Origin of the sequence: Desulfotomaculum sp. 1211_IL3151 (assembly GCF_036763075.1) — a bacterium.
Lineage (GTDB): Bacteria > Bacillota > Desulfotomaculia > Desulfotomaculales > Desulfotomaculaceae > Desulfotomaculum.
On sequence record NZ_JBAIYV010000065.1, the window covers coordinates 25,578 to 39,585 of the forward strand.

A 14,008-nucleotide genomic window follows, 5' to 3' on the forward strand; every position below is an offset into this window, starting at 1 on the left:
ATCGCCAAATAAAGACCCCCTCCCGGTTTGGAGGGGGTCTTGTGTTATTTATTCTGCGTTTTAGCCCAGGAATCTTTTAGGGAGACAATGCGGTTGAATACCTTTACTTGATCATTTGAATCAGGGTCTACACTGAAATAGCCTTGTCTCATGAATTGGTAGCCGCTTCCCGGTTTGGCGTTGGCCAAACTTGGTTCCACAAAGGCAGAGGCTAGCACCTCTAGGGACAGGGGGTTGATGTTTTGTTTGAAATCTGTATCCTTTTCTTCTTCGGGGTTTGCCTTGGTAAATAAATGGTCATACAGGCGAACTTCTGCTTTAAGCGCCTGTTCGGCTGATACCCAGTGCAGAGTCCCCTTTACTTTGCGCACCTCCGTGGCCGTGCCGCTCTTTGTTTCTGGGTCATAGGTACAGTGAATTTCAATAATCTCCCCGGTTTGTTCGTCCTTCACGACCTGTTCACATTTAATGATATAGGCATATTTTAAGCGGACTTCTTTCCCCGGTGTGAGGCGGAAGTATTTTTTCGGAGGATTTTCCATAAAGTCTTCCTGTTCGATATAAACCACCCGGGAAAAGGGTATTTTACGGCTGCCCAGTGCGGGGTTTTCTTGGTTGTATTCTGCTTCCAACCATTCCACTTGACCCTCTGGGTAGTTATCAATAATTACTTTGATGGGGCGAAGCACTCCCATTACCCGGGGGGCTTTGGTGTTTAAATCCTCCCGTATGCAGTGCTCAAGAAGTGCTATATCAACGGTACTTACAGCCTTCGCCACGCCAATACGTTCACAGAAATCCCGGATGGACTCCGGCGTATAACCCCGCCGCCGCAGACCTGAAATGGTAGGCATCCTGGGGTCGTCCCACCCCTTAACATAACCTTCCTCCACCAAGTTCCTGAGTTTTCTTTTGCTCATGACGGTATGACTGAGGTTTAAGCGAGCAAACTCGATTTGCTGCGGGATGGATTTAAGGGTTGCCAGGGCATTCACATTTTCCACAGCCCAGTTATAAAGGGGACGGTGGTCTTCAAATTCACAGGTGCAAATGGAATGGGTAATCCCCTCAATGGCATCGGAAAGTGGGTGTGCATAGTCATACATCGGGTAAATCGCCCATTTATCTCCCGTGCGATGATGTTTTGTTTTTTGAATGCGGTAAAGCACCGGATCGCGCATGTTGATATTGGGTGAGGACATATCAATCTTAGCACGCAATACCCGGGAACCATCCGGGAATTCCCCTGCCTTCATCCGCTCGAACAAGTCTAAATTTTCCTCTAGGGAACGGTTCCGATAAGGACTATCCTGCCCAGGCTGAGTTAACGTCCCTCGATACTCCCTTATCTCCTCAGCACTAAGATCATCCACATAGGCCTTACCAGCCTTGATTAACTGGACAGCAAAAGCATAAAGCCGGTCAAAATAATCCGACGCATAAAACATCCGATCATCCCAATCAAAACCCAACCACTTTACATCTTCCTGAATCGAGTCCACATACTCCACATCTTCCTTGCTTGGGTTCGTATCATCAAAGCGCAAATTACAAAGGCCGTGATACTCCTGAGCAATGCCAAAATTCAGACAGATGGACTTAGCATGTCCAATATGAAGGTACCCGTTTGGCTCGGGTGGGAAGCGAGTATGTACCTTCCTTTGATTTTTACCTTCATCAATGTCTTTATCTATCATATCATGGATAAAACTGGTGAGTTTATTATTCATACCACATGACTCCCTCATTCGATTTTGGCATAAAAAAACGCGTCACAAAATATCTATATTTTCCACATCTTAACCAAAATTCCTTTTTCTTAAAACAAACAAATCAGCCACCCGCCGTCAGCCCCCAGCTTCAAACTTCCTCGGAAAGGTTCTGGGTCTTAATTAACTTGGGCGATCAAACCTGCCGAATTAGCAGGTGCTATCGTTATCCCCCGTGAGCGACTTAGCGGAGAGCCGTTAATAACTCTTGACGAGTGCAGGGCGAAATCGGGGGGCGCGCTCAGGACGAGCGCGCAGCCTTAGCTGAGACAGGACGTCGATTCTAAGGCGACCCCGATTTCGCCCGGAACGAGTCTTAGAGTTATCGGCGTGGAGCTTTGAGCGAACGGGGGATAACGATAGCACCCCCCGCTGATGCAATACCGCCCAAGCACTCCCTTGTATTCTCATCAATAGTCCGCACGGTAGAGCTAACCATTACAAAGTTTGAATCGTACAAACAGCATAGGCCCCCATACCCTCTCCACGCCCCGCAAACCCCAGCCACTCCGTGGTAGTCGCCTTAACATTCACAGAGTTTGCCTCAACCCCCAAAACCTGTGCAACATTCTCCTTCATGGCCTGGATATAGGGTGCTAATTTAGGTGCCTGAGCCACCACCACCGCATCAATATTATTAACCAAGTATCCCTCCGCGGACAATTTATCACGAACTTCACCCAACAGGGTAAGGCTGGATATCCCCTTGTACCGTGGATCATGGTCGGGAAACTGCCGGCCAATGTCCCCCAGGGCAGCGGCACCCAGTAATGCATCCATGATGGCATGGCATAAAACATCCGCATCGGAATGGCCTAACAGCCCCTGTTCATAGGGTATCGCAACGCCCCCCAGGATCAATTGACGTTCTGGCACCAACTTATGTACATCATAACCAACACCAACTCGCACCTAAACGTTCCTCCTTCTCAGAAAAGCTTCGGCTAAAACCATGTCCTCGGGTGTGGTAATTTTAATATTTTCATAGGAACCCTGCACCAGTTTGACCTGCTTGCCTAATGCTTCTACCAAGGCACAATCATCCGTAGCATAAAAACCCTTTGCACGGGCAGCTTGATGTGCCTCCCAGATAAGATCATAGCGAAAGACCTGAGGGGTCTGCACAGCCCATAGTTTTTCTCGGTCAGGGGTTGTCACAACATATCCCTGATCATTAATCATTTTAACCGTATCCTTTACTGGAACCGCCAAGGCTGCTGCCCCTACCTGCCGGGCTTCCTTGATTACATTGCTAATCTGGTCCACTTGGATTAGGGGTCTGGCCCCATCATGAATGACAACCAGTTCCGTGGTGCTAGATAAATTGCATAACCCGTTATAGACAGAATTTTGGCGGTGGTCACCACCGGGTACCACCGCCATAAGCTTGCTAAATAAATTGGCCTGTAAAAGTAATTCCCGACACGGAACTTCTTCGCCGGAAGCTACCACTAATACTATCCCTGTTATCTCAGGAGTCTTTTCCAATATACCAACGGTGTGAGTTAATACAGGACGGTCCTGTAATGTTAAATATTGCTTTTTAACCTGGGAGCCCATCCGACTCCCAACACCTGCTGCAGGAATTATAGCAATAATACTACCCAATTGCATTCACTCCACTTATTACATGTCCCGCCGCTTCACTTCTTTTGTCTAAGCTTTTTGGCTTGGCAAAGATCATGCGACCTGCGGCTGTTTGCAAAACACTGGTTACTAAAACGCTAATGGTTTGACCAATAAAGCGTTTTCCTCCATCAACAACAATCATTGTCCCATCGTCAAGATAGGCCACGCCTTGTCCCATTTCTTTACCATCTTTGACAACCGTGACCGTCATTTCTTCGCCGGGCAACACCACTGGCTTAATCGCATTGGCCAGTTCATTAATGTTTAATACCTTAACCCCTTGAAGTTCTGCCACTTTGTTAAGGTTGTAGTCATTGGTAATAATCTTTGCACCAAGCTTTTGACCCAATTTTACCAACTTGGCATCTACCTCTGCAATATCATCCAACCCTTTGGTATTCTCGTAGATTTGCACTTTTATATCAGAGGTTTTTTTCATAGCATTAAGAATGTCTAGGCCTCTGCGGCCTCTGTTTCTCTTTAGTAGATCAGCAGAGTCTGCGATATGCCTTAATTCATCCACCACAAAAACAGGAACCAATAAAACTCCTTCAATGAAACCACTTTGACACAACTCGGAAATCCGTCCATCAATAATAACGCTGGTGTCTAATATCTTGATCTGGCTTACCTTCGATTCAGCCTTACCAAACTTTTCCTTGCCGAAACGAGGCAAACTAGAAAACAAGGCGACAATTTCTTCTCTTTTCTTAACCGCCACCGAAAGGCCCAGGTAACCCAGCAGGCATGTCCCTGCTAACCATATCGCCTTACCGATAGGACCCATGGTAGATAAAATAGAGCCAAGCAAATTAGCAATTATAAGTCCAAAAATAAGTCCAAGGGAACCCATAATTAAATCCTGAGTCGGGGTCTTTGCTAGATGTTGGTCTACAACTACGGTTAAAGCAAGCCCCCCCTTAATAATCCAAGGTGTACTAATTACACCCACTAACACTCCTAACAATGCCCCCAGGGCAATAACCCCAAATTTCAACTGGGGTAGGGTATCAGGAATGGTTACCAGGTTATTGGAAATACTGTACAACCCGGCCAAAAACCCGATGCTACCAAAGATCAAAATCAAAAGACCATATATCATTTTTCGAACCAACCGATTCACCCCCCTTCTCTTTGGTAGTTTTTATGTTATGTATAGTTATTATAAGTTAACCAAAAATTAGGTTCAATAACAAATAAGGGCGAATTTTGCACCCGCTTTTAGGCAAAAACGTCATCAATTAATGACCTGGCCTTGGCTTCTTCCATTTCTGCAGCTAGCACCAATTCACTGATTAGTATTTGCCGAGCATTCTCCAGCATTTTTCGTTCCCCTGAAGAAAGTCCTTTTTCTTTATCTCTGGTTAGTAGATTCCGTACCACTTCGGCAACTTCATAAATGTCACCGCTTTTTATTTTTTCCAAATTAGCACGGTAACGACGATTCCAGTTTCCCGACATGACAGTGGTTTGCCCCTCCAGTATGTGCATTACGGTAGATACTTCCTCCCGGTCAATAATACCCCTGAGGCCAACATCGCTACAGTTCGTGATGGGAATCATCACTTTCATATCGCCAATGGGAAGACGCAAGATATAATACTGTCGTTTTTCCCCTAGAACCTCCTTCTCTTCTATGGCCTCGATAACGCCAGCTCCATGCATAGGATAAACGACTTTGTCGCCAATCTTAAACAAGGCCAATCCCCCCCAAACTATGTTGAAATTATTATAGCATACTTACCCATCGCTGTCAAAAAACATATATTTTAGCATAGCCCTGCATTGGTGTCAATAAGCATTTTGTGACATAATGGTCGTTTGACAAAGCCCCTTATAGCTAGCTATAATTGCTTTAACGGAAAGTAAAAGGAGTGGTCCGGCAGAATGAAAGATTTGCTTTGTGATCAGTTTCAAAATACAGTGTCTGAGATGATGCTTTGTCATCGGAGTATATTGGAAATACTGTCAAAGCTACAGGAGTCCGGCGTTAGAGTACAACGCTCTGTGGTTCATTCTGTAACATCCTGTGGTTGCCAAAAAATTGTAGCCAATAAAAAGCCTTTACCAGAGAATGCCACCTTCCTGGACTTAAAACATTTATTGGATTCCCACCTATCGGGTAACCTATGTAAGAACTGTCGTGACAGCATTGAAAGTGAGATTGGGCGTTCGCTTTTTTACATGGCTGCCCTTTGCAACCTAATGGAATTAAATCTTTATGACATATTCATTAAGGAGCATAAACAACTGGAAATTTTAAGGGGATATAATTTAACTTAATTCTTAGGCTAAGTTTGAAGCATTTTATCAATACAAAGAGGCGTGGTTGTCCTGCCACGCCTATCTTTTTTGATTTTTATAGCGGTCTTGGAAAAGCATTTCGCCATACCGAGTAAGACCATCCTTAATGGATCTGGCCCTAGCTTCCCCGATACCTTCCACCTCATCCAGTTCCTCGATGCTAGCTAAAATTATCGTTCTTAGATATTTAAAGGTTGCCACCAGGTTTTCAATGACTGGTAGTGGCAGCCGGGGAATTTTACGTAAAGCACGATAACCCCTTGGTGATACATCCTGGTCAAGTACGCTGGCACTGCCTGGGTATCCTAAAGCCCTGGCTATCAATACTAGATCCAATAGGTCCTCTGCCGGCCAACTGCTAATCACTTTCATAATGCTTTCCGGGGTCTTTTCCCCCAGTGTCGTGGCATAATCCTGAATAATTAATAATCCATCCTCCTCAACATTTGCCACCAATTCTTCCAACTGCATTGCAATTAGCCGTCCCTCTGTTCCTAATTCACTAATATAACGATCTATTTCTTTTTTAACCCGCAATACCATTTCAATTCTTTGAATCGCTTTGGTCACATCAACTAAGGTAACTACTTCCTGTAGCTCCATCATCGATAATTCATTAATCATGCGATCCGACACCGATCGATATTTTTCAAGGGTTTGCACCGCCTGATTAGCCTTTGCCAAAATTACACTAATATCTCTTAAGAAATATTTAATAGAACCTTTATAAACGGTAATGACACTTCTTCTCTGGGAAATTGAAATAACGGGCACATCACATTGTTTAGCCACCCGTTCTGCGGTTCTATGTCGAATGCCCGTTTCACTGGAGGGTATGATTAAATCAGGAATTAGTTGGGTGTTGGCTGCTATGATTTTTTTAGTGTCCTCACTTAAAATAATGGCTCCATCCATTTTGGCTAATTCGTATAGGCCGGCCGGCGTAAAATCTGCATTAATGGCGAAACCTCCCTCGGCTAACTCCATAACCTCAGAGGAATCTCCCATAACAATTAATGCACCTGTTTTTGCCCGAAGAATATTTTCCAAGCCCTCCCTAAGGGGAGTTCCCGGCGCAACCAGCCTAAGTAATCTAAGTAGCCTATCCTCTATTTTCTCGTCCTTTACCACATTCTCACCCCTTACCGCCAATGGCGGCTTCCACTGCCTCGTGAATTGATTGCACGCCTATATATTCTATTATACCCATCGATTGGATTTGTTTGTCTTTGGGTCCAATACAAATTTTAAACCCTAGCTTTGCAGCTTCCTGAAGCCGCTTTTCCATACCTGCTATATTTCTAACCTCCCCGGTAAGCCCTACTTCCCCTAACAGAACCAACCCCTCCTGCACCGGCTGCTCTCTAAAGCTTGAGGTAATGGCCAATGCTATGGCCAGGTCTGCCGCTGGTTCGTCTAGCTTTACACCACCCACGGCACTTACATAGGCATCATAGGAGGAAAGCCGCAGGCCCACTCGTCGCTCCAAAACCGCCATAATCAAAGCCGCCCGGTTATAATCCACTCCGGTTGCCATACGCCGAGGTGTCCCAAAGCCACTGGGGCATACCAATGCTTGAATTTCTACAAGCAAAGGCCGCGTTCCTTCAAGACAAGCTACAATGGAGGAACCGGCTGCATTAGCAGCACGCTGGTTCATAAACAGTTCCGAGGGGTTTGTTATTTCGGTCAAACCCGTTCCCCGCATTTCAAAAATCCCTAGTTCATTGGTGGAGCCAAATCGGTTTTTCACGGTTCGTAAAATACGGTAAGCTTGGTGTCTATCCCCTTCAAAATACAGCACGGTGTCCACCATATGCTCCAGTACCCTTGGACCAGCCAGGGCCCCTTCCTTGGTAACATGACCAACAACAAAAATAGGGACACCGTTCCCCTTGGCCAGTTTCATAAGCATAGCCGTACATTCCCTCACCTGGGATACACTACCGGGTGCGGAAGAAATATCCGGTTGATATACCGTTTGGATCGAATCCAAAATAACGGCTGAAAAGTCAGTTTTTTTTATTACTCTTTCAACCACTGTCATGTCTGTTTCAGCAATTAAAAAAAGGTTGCTATGGATTGCTCCAATGCGCTCCGCTCGCATCTTTATTTGTCGTGCTGATTCCTCGCCAGATACGTATAGGACCTTACCGACCCCCACTGCTATGGCAAAGGCGGCCTGTAAAAGTAAGGTTGATTTTCCAATACCCGGATCGCCGCCCACCAAAACCACTGAACCAGGCACCAGTCCTCCTCCCAGCACCCGATCTAATTCCTGTAGTCCGGTGGGATACCTTTCCTCATCGGTGGCAACAATCTCTGTCACCGGCACAGGACCTGAGCTTGATATCCCCCGTGTTTTTTTATTTTCAACAACTTCCCTTTCCTCCAACAATGTGTTCCACTGACCGCAATCAGGGCATTTTCCTAACCATCTCGCCGTCTTGTGTCCACAATTTTGGCAGGTATAGGTTGTTTTGTTTCGCAACAAATAAACCCCCAAAAATGAATTGTTTTTGTAAACCCACAAGCCTTGACATTCGCTGCCAACTTTAAAAATCCTGCCACTTTAACAAATTTATTGGTACTAATTGTAAAAAAGTCATGGGCCTTGGGCCTTAAGTCCTGGGTTTTTGTACATGTTTTGTTTCAGGATCTTTAGCCCATGATTCACGGCTAAAAGAGGTAGCTCTCCTAGAACTACCTCTTCACCACGATTATTATTCTTTTATTACGGTTATCTGACCATCTTCAGCACCAACAACGATCCGATCACCTTTCTTAAAGGCACCTCTTATCAATTCCTCTGACAGTCGATCTTCCACCCTACGTTGAATTTCTCTCCGCAGTGGCCTTGCCCCAAACTCTTCACTATATCCCACCTGAGCCAGGACATCCTTGGCAGCGTCATCAAAGGATAAATATACTTCATGCTCTTCCATACGGGTTGCAACTTCTTTAAGCATAAGACCGACAATTTGCGCAATATGCTCACGGGTTAAGCTATGGAAGACAATGGTTTCGTCGATACGATTTAAGAATTCAGGCCTAAAGGTCCGCTTGAGACCTTCCTCTACACGCTCCTTCATTTTTTCATAATCAGCCTGGGTCTGCCCTGTATCTGCCGCAAAACCAACTTTACTCACGGACTTAATGGTAGATAGACCAACGTTAGAAGTCATGATGATTACGGTATTGCGAAAATCTACCACGCGCCCCTTGGAATCTGTCAATCTGCCATCCTCAAGTACCTGCAGCAAAATGTTAAACACGTCTGGGTGAGCTTTTTCAATTTCGTCCAGTAATACGACCGAGTAAGGCTTTCTGCGGACAGCTTCGGTTAACTGACCCCCTTCATCGTAGCCAACATAACCAGGAGGTGCCCCTACCAAACGGGAAACAGCATGTTTCTCCATATATTCTGACATGTCGATACGAACCAATGCATCTTCATCGCCAAAGAGTGCTTCAGCCAGTGCCCTGGCTAATTCGGTTTTACCAACACCGGTTGGTCCAAGGAAGATGAAGGAGCCTACCGGACGTTTTGGATCCTTTAGCCCTGCTCTGGCCCTGCGCACGGCTCTGGATACAGCTTTTACAGCATCATCCTGTCCAATCACCCTTTGGTGTAGGATTTCTTCTAGCTTTAGAAGCCTTTCCGATTCTTCTTGGGCCATCTTCTGCACAGGAATACCGGTCCAACTGGATACGATATGTGCTACATCTTCTTCTGTAACGACAAGGTTATCGCCACCCTTTGTTTGGTTCCAATTATCCCGGGCTTGGTTAATTTCTGTTAGTAGGGTTTGTTCACGATCCCTTAGTTCTGCAGCCTTTTCAAATTCTTGACTATTGATGGCTGACTCTTTCTCCTTACGAATCTCTTCCAGGGATTTTTCCTTATCCTTTAAATCCGGTGGCGCAGTAAATGCTTTTATGCGTACCCGGGATGCTGATTCATCAATTAGGTCAATGGCCTTATCGGGTAAAAAGCGATCCGTTATATAACGATCGGATAATTTTGCCGCAGCCTCCAATGCTTCATCCGTAATACTAACTCGGTGGTGTGCTTCATATTTATCCCGGATACCTTTAAGAATCTGCAGGGTTTCGTCCACCGTTGGCTCATCAACTTGAATCGGTTGAAAACGTCTTTCCAGTGCTGCATCCTTTTCAATATATTTTCTATATTCATCCAGAGTAGTAGCACCAATTGTCTGTATTTCCCCTCTGGCTAAGGCTGGTTTTAAAATATTGGCTGCGTCGATAGCCCCTTCAGCGGCACCGGCACCAATTAGGGTGTGAAGTTCATCAATAAAAACAATAATGTTCCCAGCTTGCCTAATCTCATCCATAACTTTTTTCAAACGATCTTCAAACTCACCACGGTATTTTGTCCCCGCCACCATACCAGCCAGGTCAAGGGTAACCACCCTGCGGTTTAATAAAATCTCTGGTACGTTACCGGCAATAATACGTTGCGCCAGCCCTTCGGCGATGGCGGTTTTACCGACCCCAGGTTCACCAATTAAAACCGGATTGTTTTTCGTGCGGCGGGAAAGGACCTGAATAACTCGTTCGATTTCCTTCGCTCTTCCCACAACCGGGTCCAATTTGTCTTCTTTAGCCAAATTGGTTAAATCACGGCTAAATTGATCCAAGCTTGCCGTTTTGCACCCGCCAGCGGGGCAGCTTTGACCGCTTCCCCCCGAGGGTTGATTGCCACCCGGGGTCCCTCCGATCATGTTAATGACTTGCTGACGAACCCTTTCCAGGTCTGCCCCCAGGGAGATAAGCACTTGGGATGCAACTCCTTCTCCTTCCCTGATCAGACCCAGCAATAAATGTTCCGTACCAACGTAGTTATGTCCCATTAGACGTGACTCTTCCACGGCCAACTCCAATACTTTCTTTGCCCTTGGTGTGGGCGGGATATCCTCAGGCACAGGCTCATTTCCTGTTTCTACCATTTGTTCAACAGCAGCCTTTACCTTCTCTGCACTGATATTTATTTGGCTGAGGGCTCTAGCTGCTATGCCTTCACCCTCTCTTATCAGACCCAGCAGGATATGTTCCGTACCTATATAGGGGTACTTTAATCTCCGAGCTTCTTCTTGGGCTAAAACTAATACTTTTTGTGCCTTTTGGGTAAATCTTTGAAACATAATCTTACCTCCTATTCATTTGACAATGTGTTTAACCGATCTCGTATTAATGTCGCTCTAAATGTATCCCTTTGCTGAGGATTTAGGTCCGACCCCTTCAGTTTGTTTAAAAAGGCCGGCCTACTCATGATAATAAGTTCCATAATAAGTCCGGGAGGGATATCGGGAATAATACCCAGTTCTACTCCTAATCTTAAATCGGACATTAATGTCATGGTTTCATTCGAAGTCAAATTTCGTGCATACTTTAGTAATCCATAGGCTCGCCATACTTTATCCTCTATCCGAAACCTTTGTTCTTTATGGAGAGCCCTTCGGGCAGCCCTCTCTTGAGTCACTAATTGAAGTGCTACCGTAATGAGTCCGTCGATAATTTCTTCTTCCTGTAGGCCAAGGGTTACTTGATTTGAAACCTGAAACAAGTTCCCCGTAGCCTGGGTCCCTTCTCCGTACAATCCCCGCACGGTTAAGCCAAGCTTAGATAAAGTAGTGAGTACAGAGCTAATTTGTTGCGTCATAACCAATGCTGGTAAATGCAGCATGATGGATGCCCTCAGTCCAGTACCTACATTGGTTGGACAAGATGTCAAATAACCCAATTCTTCAGAAAAGGCATAATCCAAAATTTGTTCCAAACCATCATCAACCGCATTGGCTAAATCCCAACATTCCTTAAGTTGTAGACCCGGCAGCAGGCATTGAATACGTAAATGGTCTTCTTCATTAACCATCACACTAATCACTTCATCGTCCCGCAAAACAACTCCCCTTTTTTCAGGGTTTTCAAGCATATCTGGACTAATTAAGTGTTTCTCCACTAGTATTAGTCTTTCTGTGGGGGATAATTCGGTCATGCGAGACAATTCTAAGTTGCCCACTGTACCCGGCAAGGTCTTATGCCCGATGGCTGATTGTACAGCATAAAGGATTTTATCTGCATTTTCGTGCCCTAATAAATGCGGAAAGGGGTAACCTGTTAAATTTCTGGCTAAGCGGACTCGACTACTAATAATAACGTCATTTTCAGGCCCTGAAGCTTCTAACCACTTACTATATGGATTACTAACGGTCTCCTTTAACGACACAACTTCTCCCCCCTATTGAAGTTTTTGTTCAAGTTCTTTGATACGATCACGAATGCTAGCGGCCTTTTCAAATTCCTCTATTTTTATGGCTTCCTGGAGTTGATTCTTTAGTAATCTTATCTCCTTGGTAATAAGGGCAGTGCCGCCGGTCCGCTTGGGTACTTTTCCAGTATGAGTGCTACTGCCATGTATCCTTTTCAGCAAAGGCCTTACCCGCTCCCCAAATCGACTATAGCAATCGCTGCAGCCAAACAGTCCATTCTTAGCAACTTGCGTTTCCGAGGAACCACATTTTTCACAGTGCACTTGAGGCGTAGCATTGGTTTTTATACTAGAACCCATAAAATGGTGGTTAATTAAACCTGCTAAAAAATCGTGCAGATTTAATTGGGATGCAACCCCTAAACTTTCTGCTTGAAGCGCTGAGGCACATGCAGAGCATAGGTTCATTTGCTTTTTTGTATGGTTAACAATTTGAGTAAAGTGAACCTCAGCGGGTCTTTCTTGACAACGATCGCATAACATGGTCAAAACCTCCTCTATCTTAACTATCCCTAAATATTGCCCCCAACATTGCTCTTAGCAATTGAGCCCTTAGATGTTGCCGCCAGGGCAGCTCCATTGGAAAAATATTTCTGTCCATTACCGATCTAAAAACACGTGCTTCCCTATGGGTAATAATTTTTTCTTCAGACAACCTTTTAATAATTTTCTCTGCCTGAGATTGATTGATATTATCTCCTACTAAACGATAAATTTGTGCTATTGGATCATCATGTCTATCCAATGGTATTTTGATAATCCTAATAAAGCCACCACCACCCCTGCGGCTTTCCACAATATAACCGTTTTCACTGGTAAATCTAGTAGACAGGACATAATTAATTTGAGATGGTACACATTTAAACTGTGCAGCCAATTCATTTCTTTGAAGTTCAATATAATCATAAGAGCTGTCTTGAATCAGTTTTTTAATGTATTTTTCGATCAGTTCCGACATACTCGACATATCGTTCACCCCGCAAGAGTAATGGAAGTTTTAAATTATCGCATGAGCTGTTGACCTTTCCTGACCTTGACCTTATTATTATGTTACATTGTTATTTTTTTTAAACCCCGTGCCCAATAAATATAGTTTTTGACTTTGACTGACCTTGACCTTATTCTAAAATAAACCCAGTGAATCCTGCAACGGCTTCTATTGATTATTTTTAACCAAATTTGCTTAATTACCCAAGTTTAATAAGACTTGCTTAATAGATTATTATTTTTCACTAAATATTATGATTTTACTTCCCTACGCACAGGGGTAAACAAAAAACTTCTGCAGTTGCAGAAGTTTTTATTGGCTCCCCGAGCTGGACTCGAACCAGCAACCTACCGGTTAACAGCCGGTTGCTCCACCATTGAGCTATCGAGGAATATTAATTAATTCTGGCGGCGACCTACTCTCCCAGGAGCGTGAGCTCCAAGTACCATCGGCCCTGAAGGGCTTAACTGCTGTGTTCGGGATGGGAACAGGTGTACCCCCTCCGGTATCGCCACCAGAAACTTATGCTATTGGGTCGTTCTTTTGGGTCTAGCTATTCGCTTTTTTGTCAGACACTGAGACAAGAGAACCGTCCCCGTGTCTATTGAAAACTAAACCCTGTTGAAGTAACTGCGTTATATATTTTTAACCAAACGAATGGCTATTATTCTGGCTCCCCGAGCTGGACTCGAACCAGCAACCTACCGGTTAACAGCCGGTTGCTCCACCATTGAGCTATCGAGGAATATTAATTAATTCTGGCAACGACCTACTCTCCCAGGAGCGCGAGCTCCAAGTACCATCGGCCCTGAAGGGCTTAACTGCTGTGTTCGGGATGGGAACAGGTGTACCCCCTCCGGTATCGCCACCAGAAACTTATATGCTTTTGACTAGTTTTATCTGTTCTCTCAAAACTAAACAGCTACTTCGTATTGCGTCTTCTGCTTTGGTCAAGAACTCGATCGATTAGTACCGGTCAGCTGAAAACATTGCTGCTCTTACACTCCCGGCCTATCTACCATG

Annotated in this window: 12 protein-coding genes, 2 tRNA genes and 2 rRNA genes; 1 reads left to right on the forward strand and 15 read right to left on the reverse strand. The window is 44.8% G+C overall.

Features of this window, described 5'->3' with window-relative positions; translation table 11 throughout:
* Positions 1–44 precede the first annotated feature (44 nt).
* From V6C11_RS18455 to V6C11_RS18475, 5 genes are all read right to left on the reverse strand, one after another.
* On the reverse strand, positions 45–1,730 hold the full coding sequence (locus V6C11_RS18455) for a glutamine--tRNA ligase/YqeY domain fusion protein (protein WP_333532679.1): 1,686 nt from the start codon (positions 1,728–1,730) through the stop codon (positions 45–47).
* 477 nt (positions 1,731–2,207) lie between these two features.
* Positions 2,208–2,681, reverse strand: coding sequence for a 2-C-methyl-D-erythritol 2,4-cyclodiphosphate synthase (ispF, locus tag V6C11_RS18460; protein ID WP_333532680.1), 474 nt, complete (start codon positions 2,679–2,681; stop codon positions 2,208–2,210).
* On the reverse strand, positions 2,682–3,377 hold the full coding sequence (ispD, locus tag V6C11_RS18465; protein ID WP_333532681.1) for a 2-C-methyl-D-erythritol 4-phosphate cytidylyltransferase: 696 nt from the start codon (positions 3,375–3,377) through the stop codon (positions 2,682–2,684).
* Entirely contained in the window at positions 3,370–4,512 is a 1,143-nt protein-coding gene (locus V6C11_RS18470; RefSeq protein WP_333532682.1) for a PIN/TRAM domain-containing protein, read from the reverse strand. The genes ispD and V6C11_RS18470 overlap by 8 nt, the downstream gene beginning before the upstream one ends.
* Before the next feature lie 107 nt (positions 4,513–4,619).
* On the reverse strand, positions 4,620–5,096 hold the full coding sequence (locus V6C11_RS18475) for a CarD family transcriptional regulator (RefSeq protein WP_333532683.1): 477 nt from the start codon (positions 5,094–5,096) through the stop codon (positions 4,620–4,622).
* 189 nt (positions 5,097–5,285) lie between these two features.
* Here V6C11_RS18475 and V6C11_RS18480 point away from each other — a divergent pair, with 189 nt between their 5' ends.
* Positions 5,286–5,681, forward strand: a complete 396-nt coding sequence (locus V6C11_RS18480; RefSeq protein ID WP_333532684.1) for a DUF1573 domain-containing protein — start codon at positions 5,286–5,288, stop codon at positions 5,679–5,681.
* Positions 5,682–5,741: 60 nt separating this feature from the next.
* Here V6C11_RS18480 and disA read toward each other — a convergent pair whose 3' ends face one another.
* From disA to rrf (V6C11_RS18530), 10 genes are all read right to left on the reverse strand, one after another.
* Positions 5,742–6,833 carry a DNA integrity scanning diadenylate cyclase DisA gene (gene disA / locus V6C11_RS18485; protein WP_333532685.1) on the reverse strand — a complete coding sequence of 364 codons (1,092 nt, stop codon included), beginning with the start codon at positions 6,831–6,833 and terminating at the stop codon, positions 5,742–5,744.
* Positions 6,834–6,837: 4 nt separating this feature from the next.
* Positions 6,838–8,193, reverse strand: a complete 1,356-nt coding sequence (gene radA / locus V6C11_RS18490; RefSeq protein WP_333532686.1) for a DNA repair protein RadA — start codon at positions 8,191–8,193, stop codon at positions 6,838–6,840.
* A gap of 232 nt (positions 8,194–8,425) precedes the next feature.
* Positions 8,426–10,870 (reverse strand): ATP-dependent Clp protease ATP-binding subunit, encoded by a 2,445-nt coding sequence (locus tag V6C11_RS18495; protein ID WP_333532687.1) that lies wholly within the window; start codon positions 10,868–10,870, stop codon positions 8,426–8,428.
* An 11-nt stretch (positions 10,871–10,881) separates the two neighbouring features.
* Positions 10,882–11,955, reverse strand: a complete 1,074-nt coding sequence (locus tag V6C11_RS18500) for a protein arginine kinase (RefSeq protein ID WP_333532688.1) — start codon at positions 11,953–11,955, stop codon at positions 10,882–10,884.
* Between the two features lie 12 nt (positions 11,956–11,967).
* The gene (locus tag V6C11_RS18505) at positions 11,968–12,480 is read right to left on the reverse strand and encodes a UvrB/UvrC motif-containing protein (RefSeq protein WP_333532689.1); all 513 of its coding nucleotides are present in this window, start codon (positions 12,478–12,480) and stop codon (positions 11,968–11,970) included.
* A gap of 19 nt (positions 12,481–12,499) precedes the next feature.
* Entirely contained in the window at positions 12,500–12,964 is a 465-nt protein-coding gene (locus V6C11_RS18510; protein WP_333532690.1) for a CtsR family transcriptional regulator, read from the reverse strand.
* A 337-nt stretch (positions 12,965–13,301) separates the two neighbouring features.
* A tRNA-Asn gene (locus tag V6C11_RS18515) sits at positions 13,302–13,376 on the reverse strand.
* Between the two features lie 11 nt (positions 13,377–13,387).
* Positions 13,388–13,504 (reverse strand): 5S ribosomal RNA (rrf, locus tag V6C11_RS18520).
* Positions 13,505–13,655: 151 nt separating this feature from the next.
* Positions 13,656–13,730 (reverse strand) — tRNA-Asn (locus tag V6C11_RS18525).
* A gap of 11 nt (positions 13,731–13,741) precedes the next feature.
* Positions 13,742–13,858 (reverse strand): 5S ribosomal RNA (gene rrf, locus V6C11_RS18530).
* Positions 13,859–14,008 lie beyond the last annotated feature (150 nt).

Bases quoted from the DNA above. Each gene is read 5' to 3' on its own strand.
- V6C11_RS18455 (WP_333532679.1), bottom strand. From the start codon at position 1,730: ATGAATAATAAACTCACCAGTTTTATCCATGATATGATAGATAAAGAC.
- V6C11_RS18480 (WP_333532684.1), top strand. From the start codon at position 5,286: ATGAAAGATTTGCTTTGTGATCAGTTTCAAAATACAGTGTCTGAGATG.
- V6C11_RS18495 (WP_333532687.1), bottom strand. From the start codon at position 10,870: ATGTTTCAAAGATTTACCCAAAAGGCACAAAAAGTATTAGTTTTAGCC.
- V6C11_RS18505 (WP_333532689.1), bottom strand. From the start codon at position 12,480: ATGTTATGCGATCGTTGTCAAGAAAGACCCGCTGAGGTTCACTTTACT.
- V6C11_RS18510 (WP_333532690.1), bottom strand. From the start codon at position 12,964: ATGTCGAGTATGTCGGAACTGATCGAAAAATACATTAAAAAACTGATT.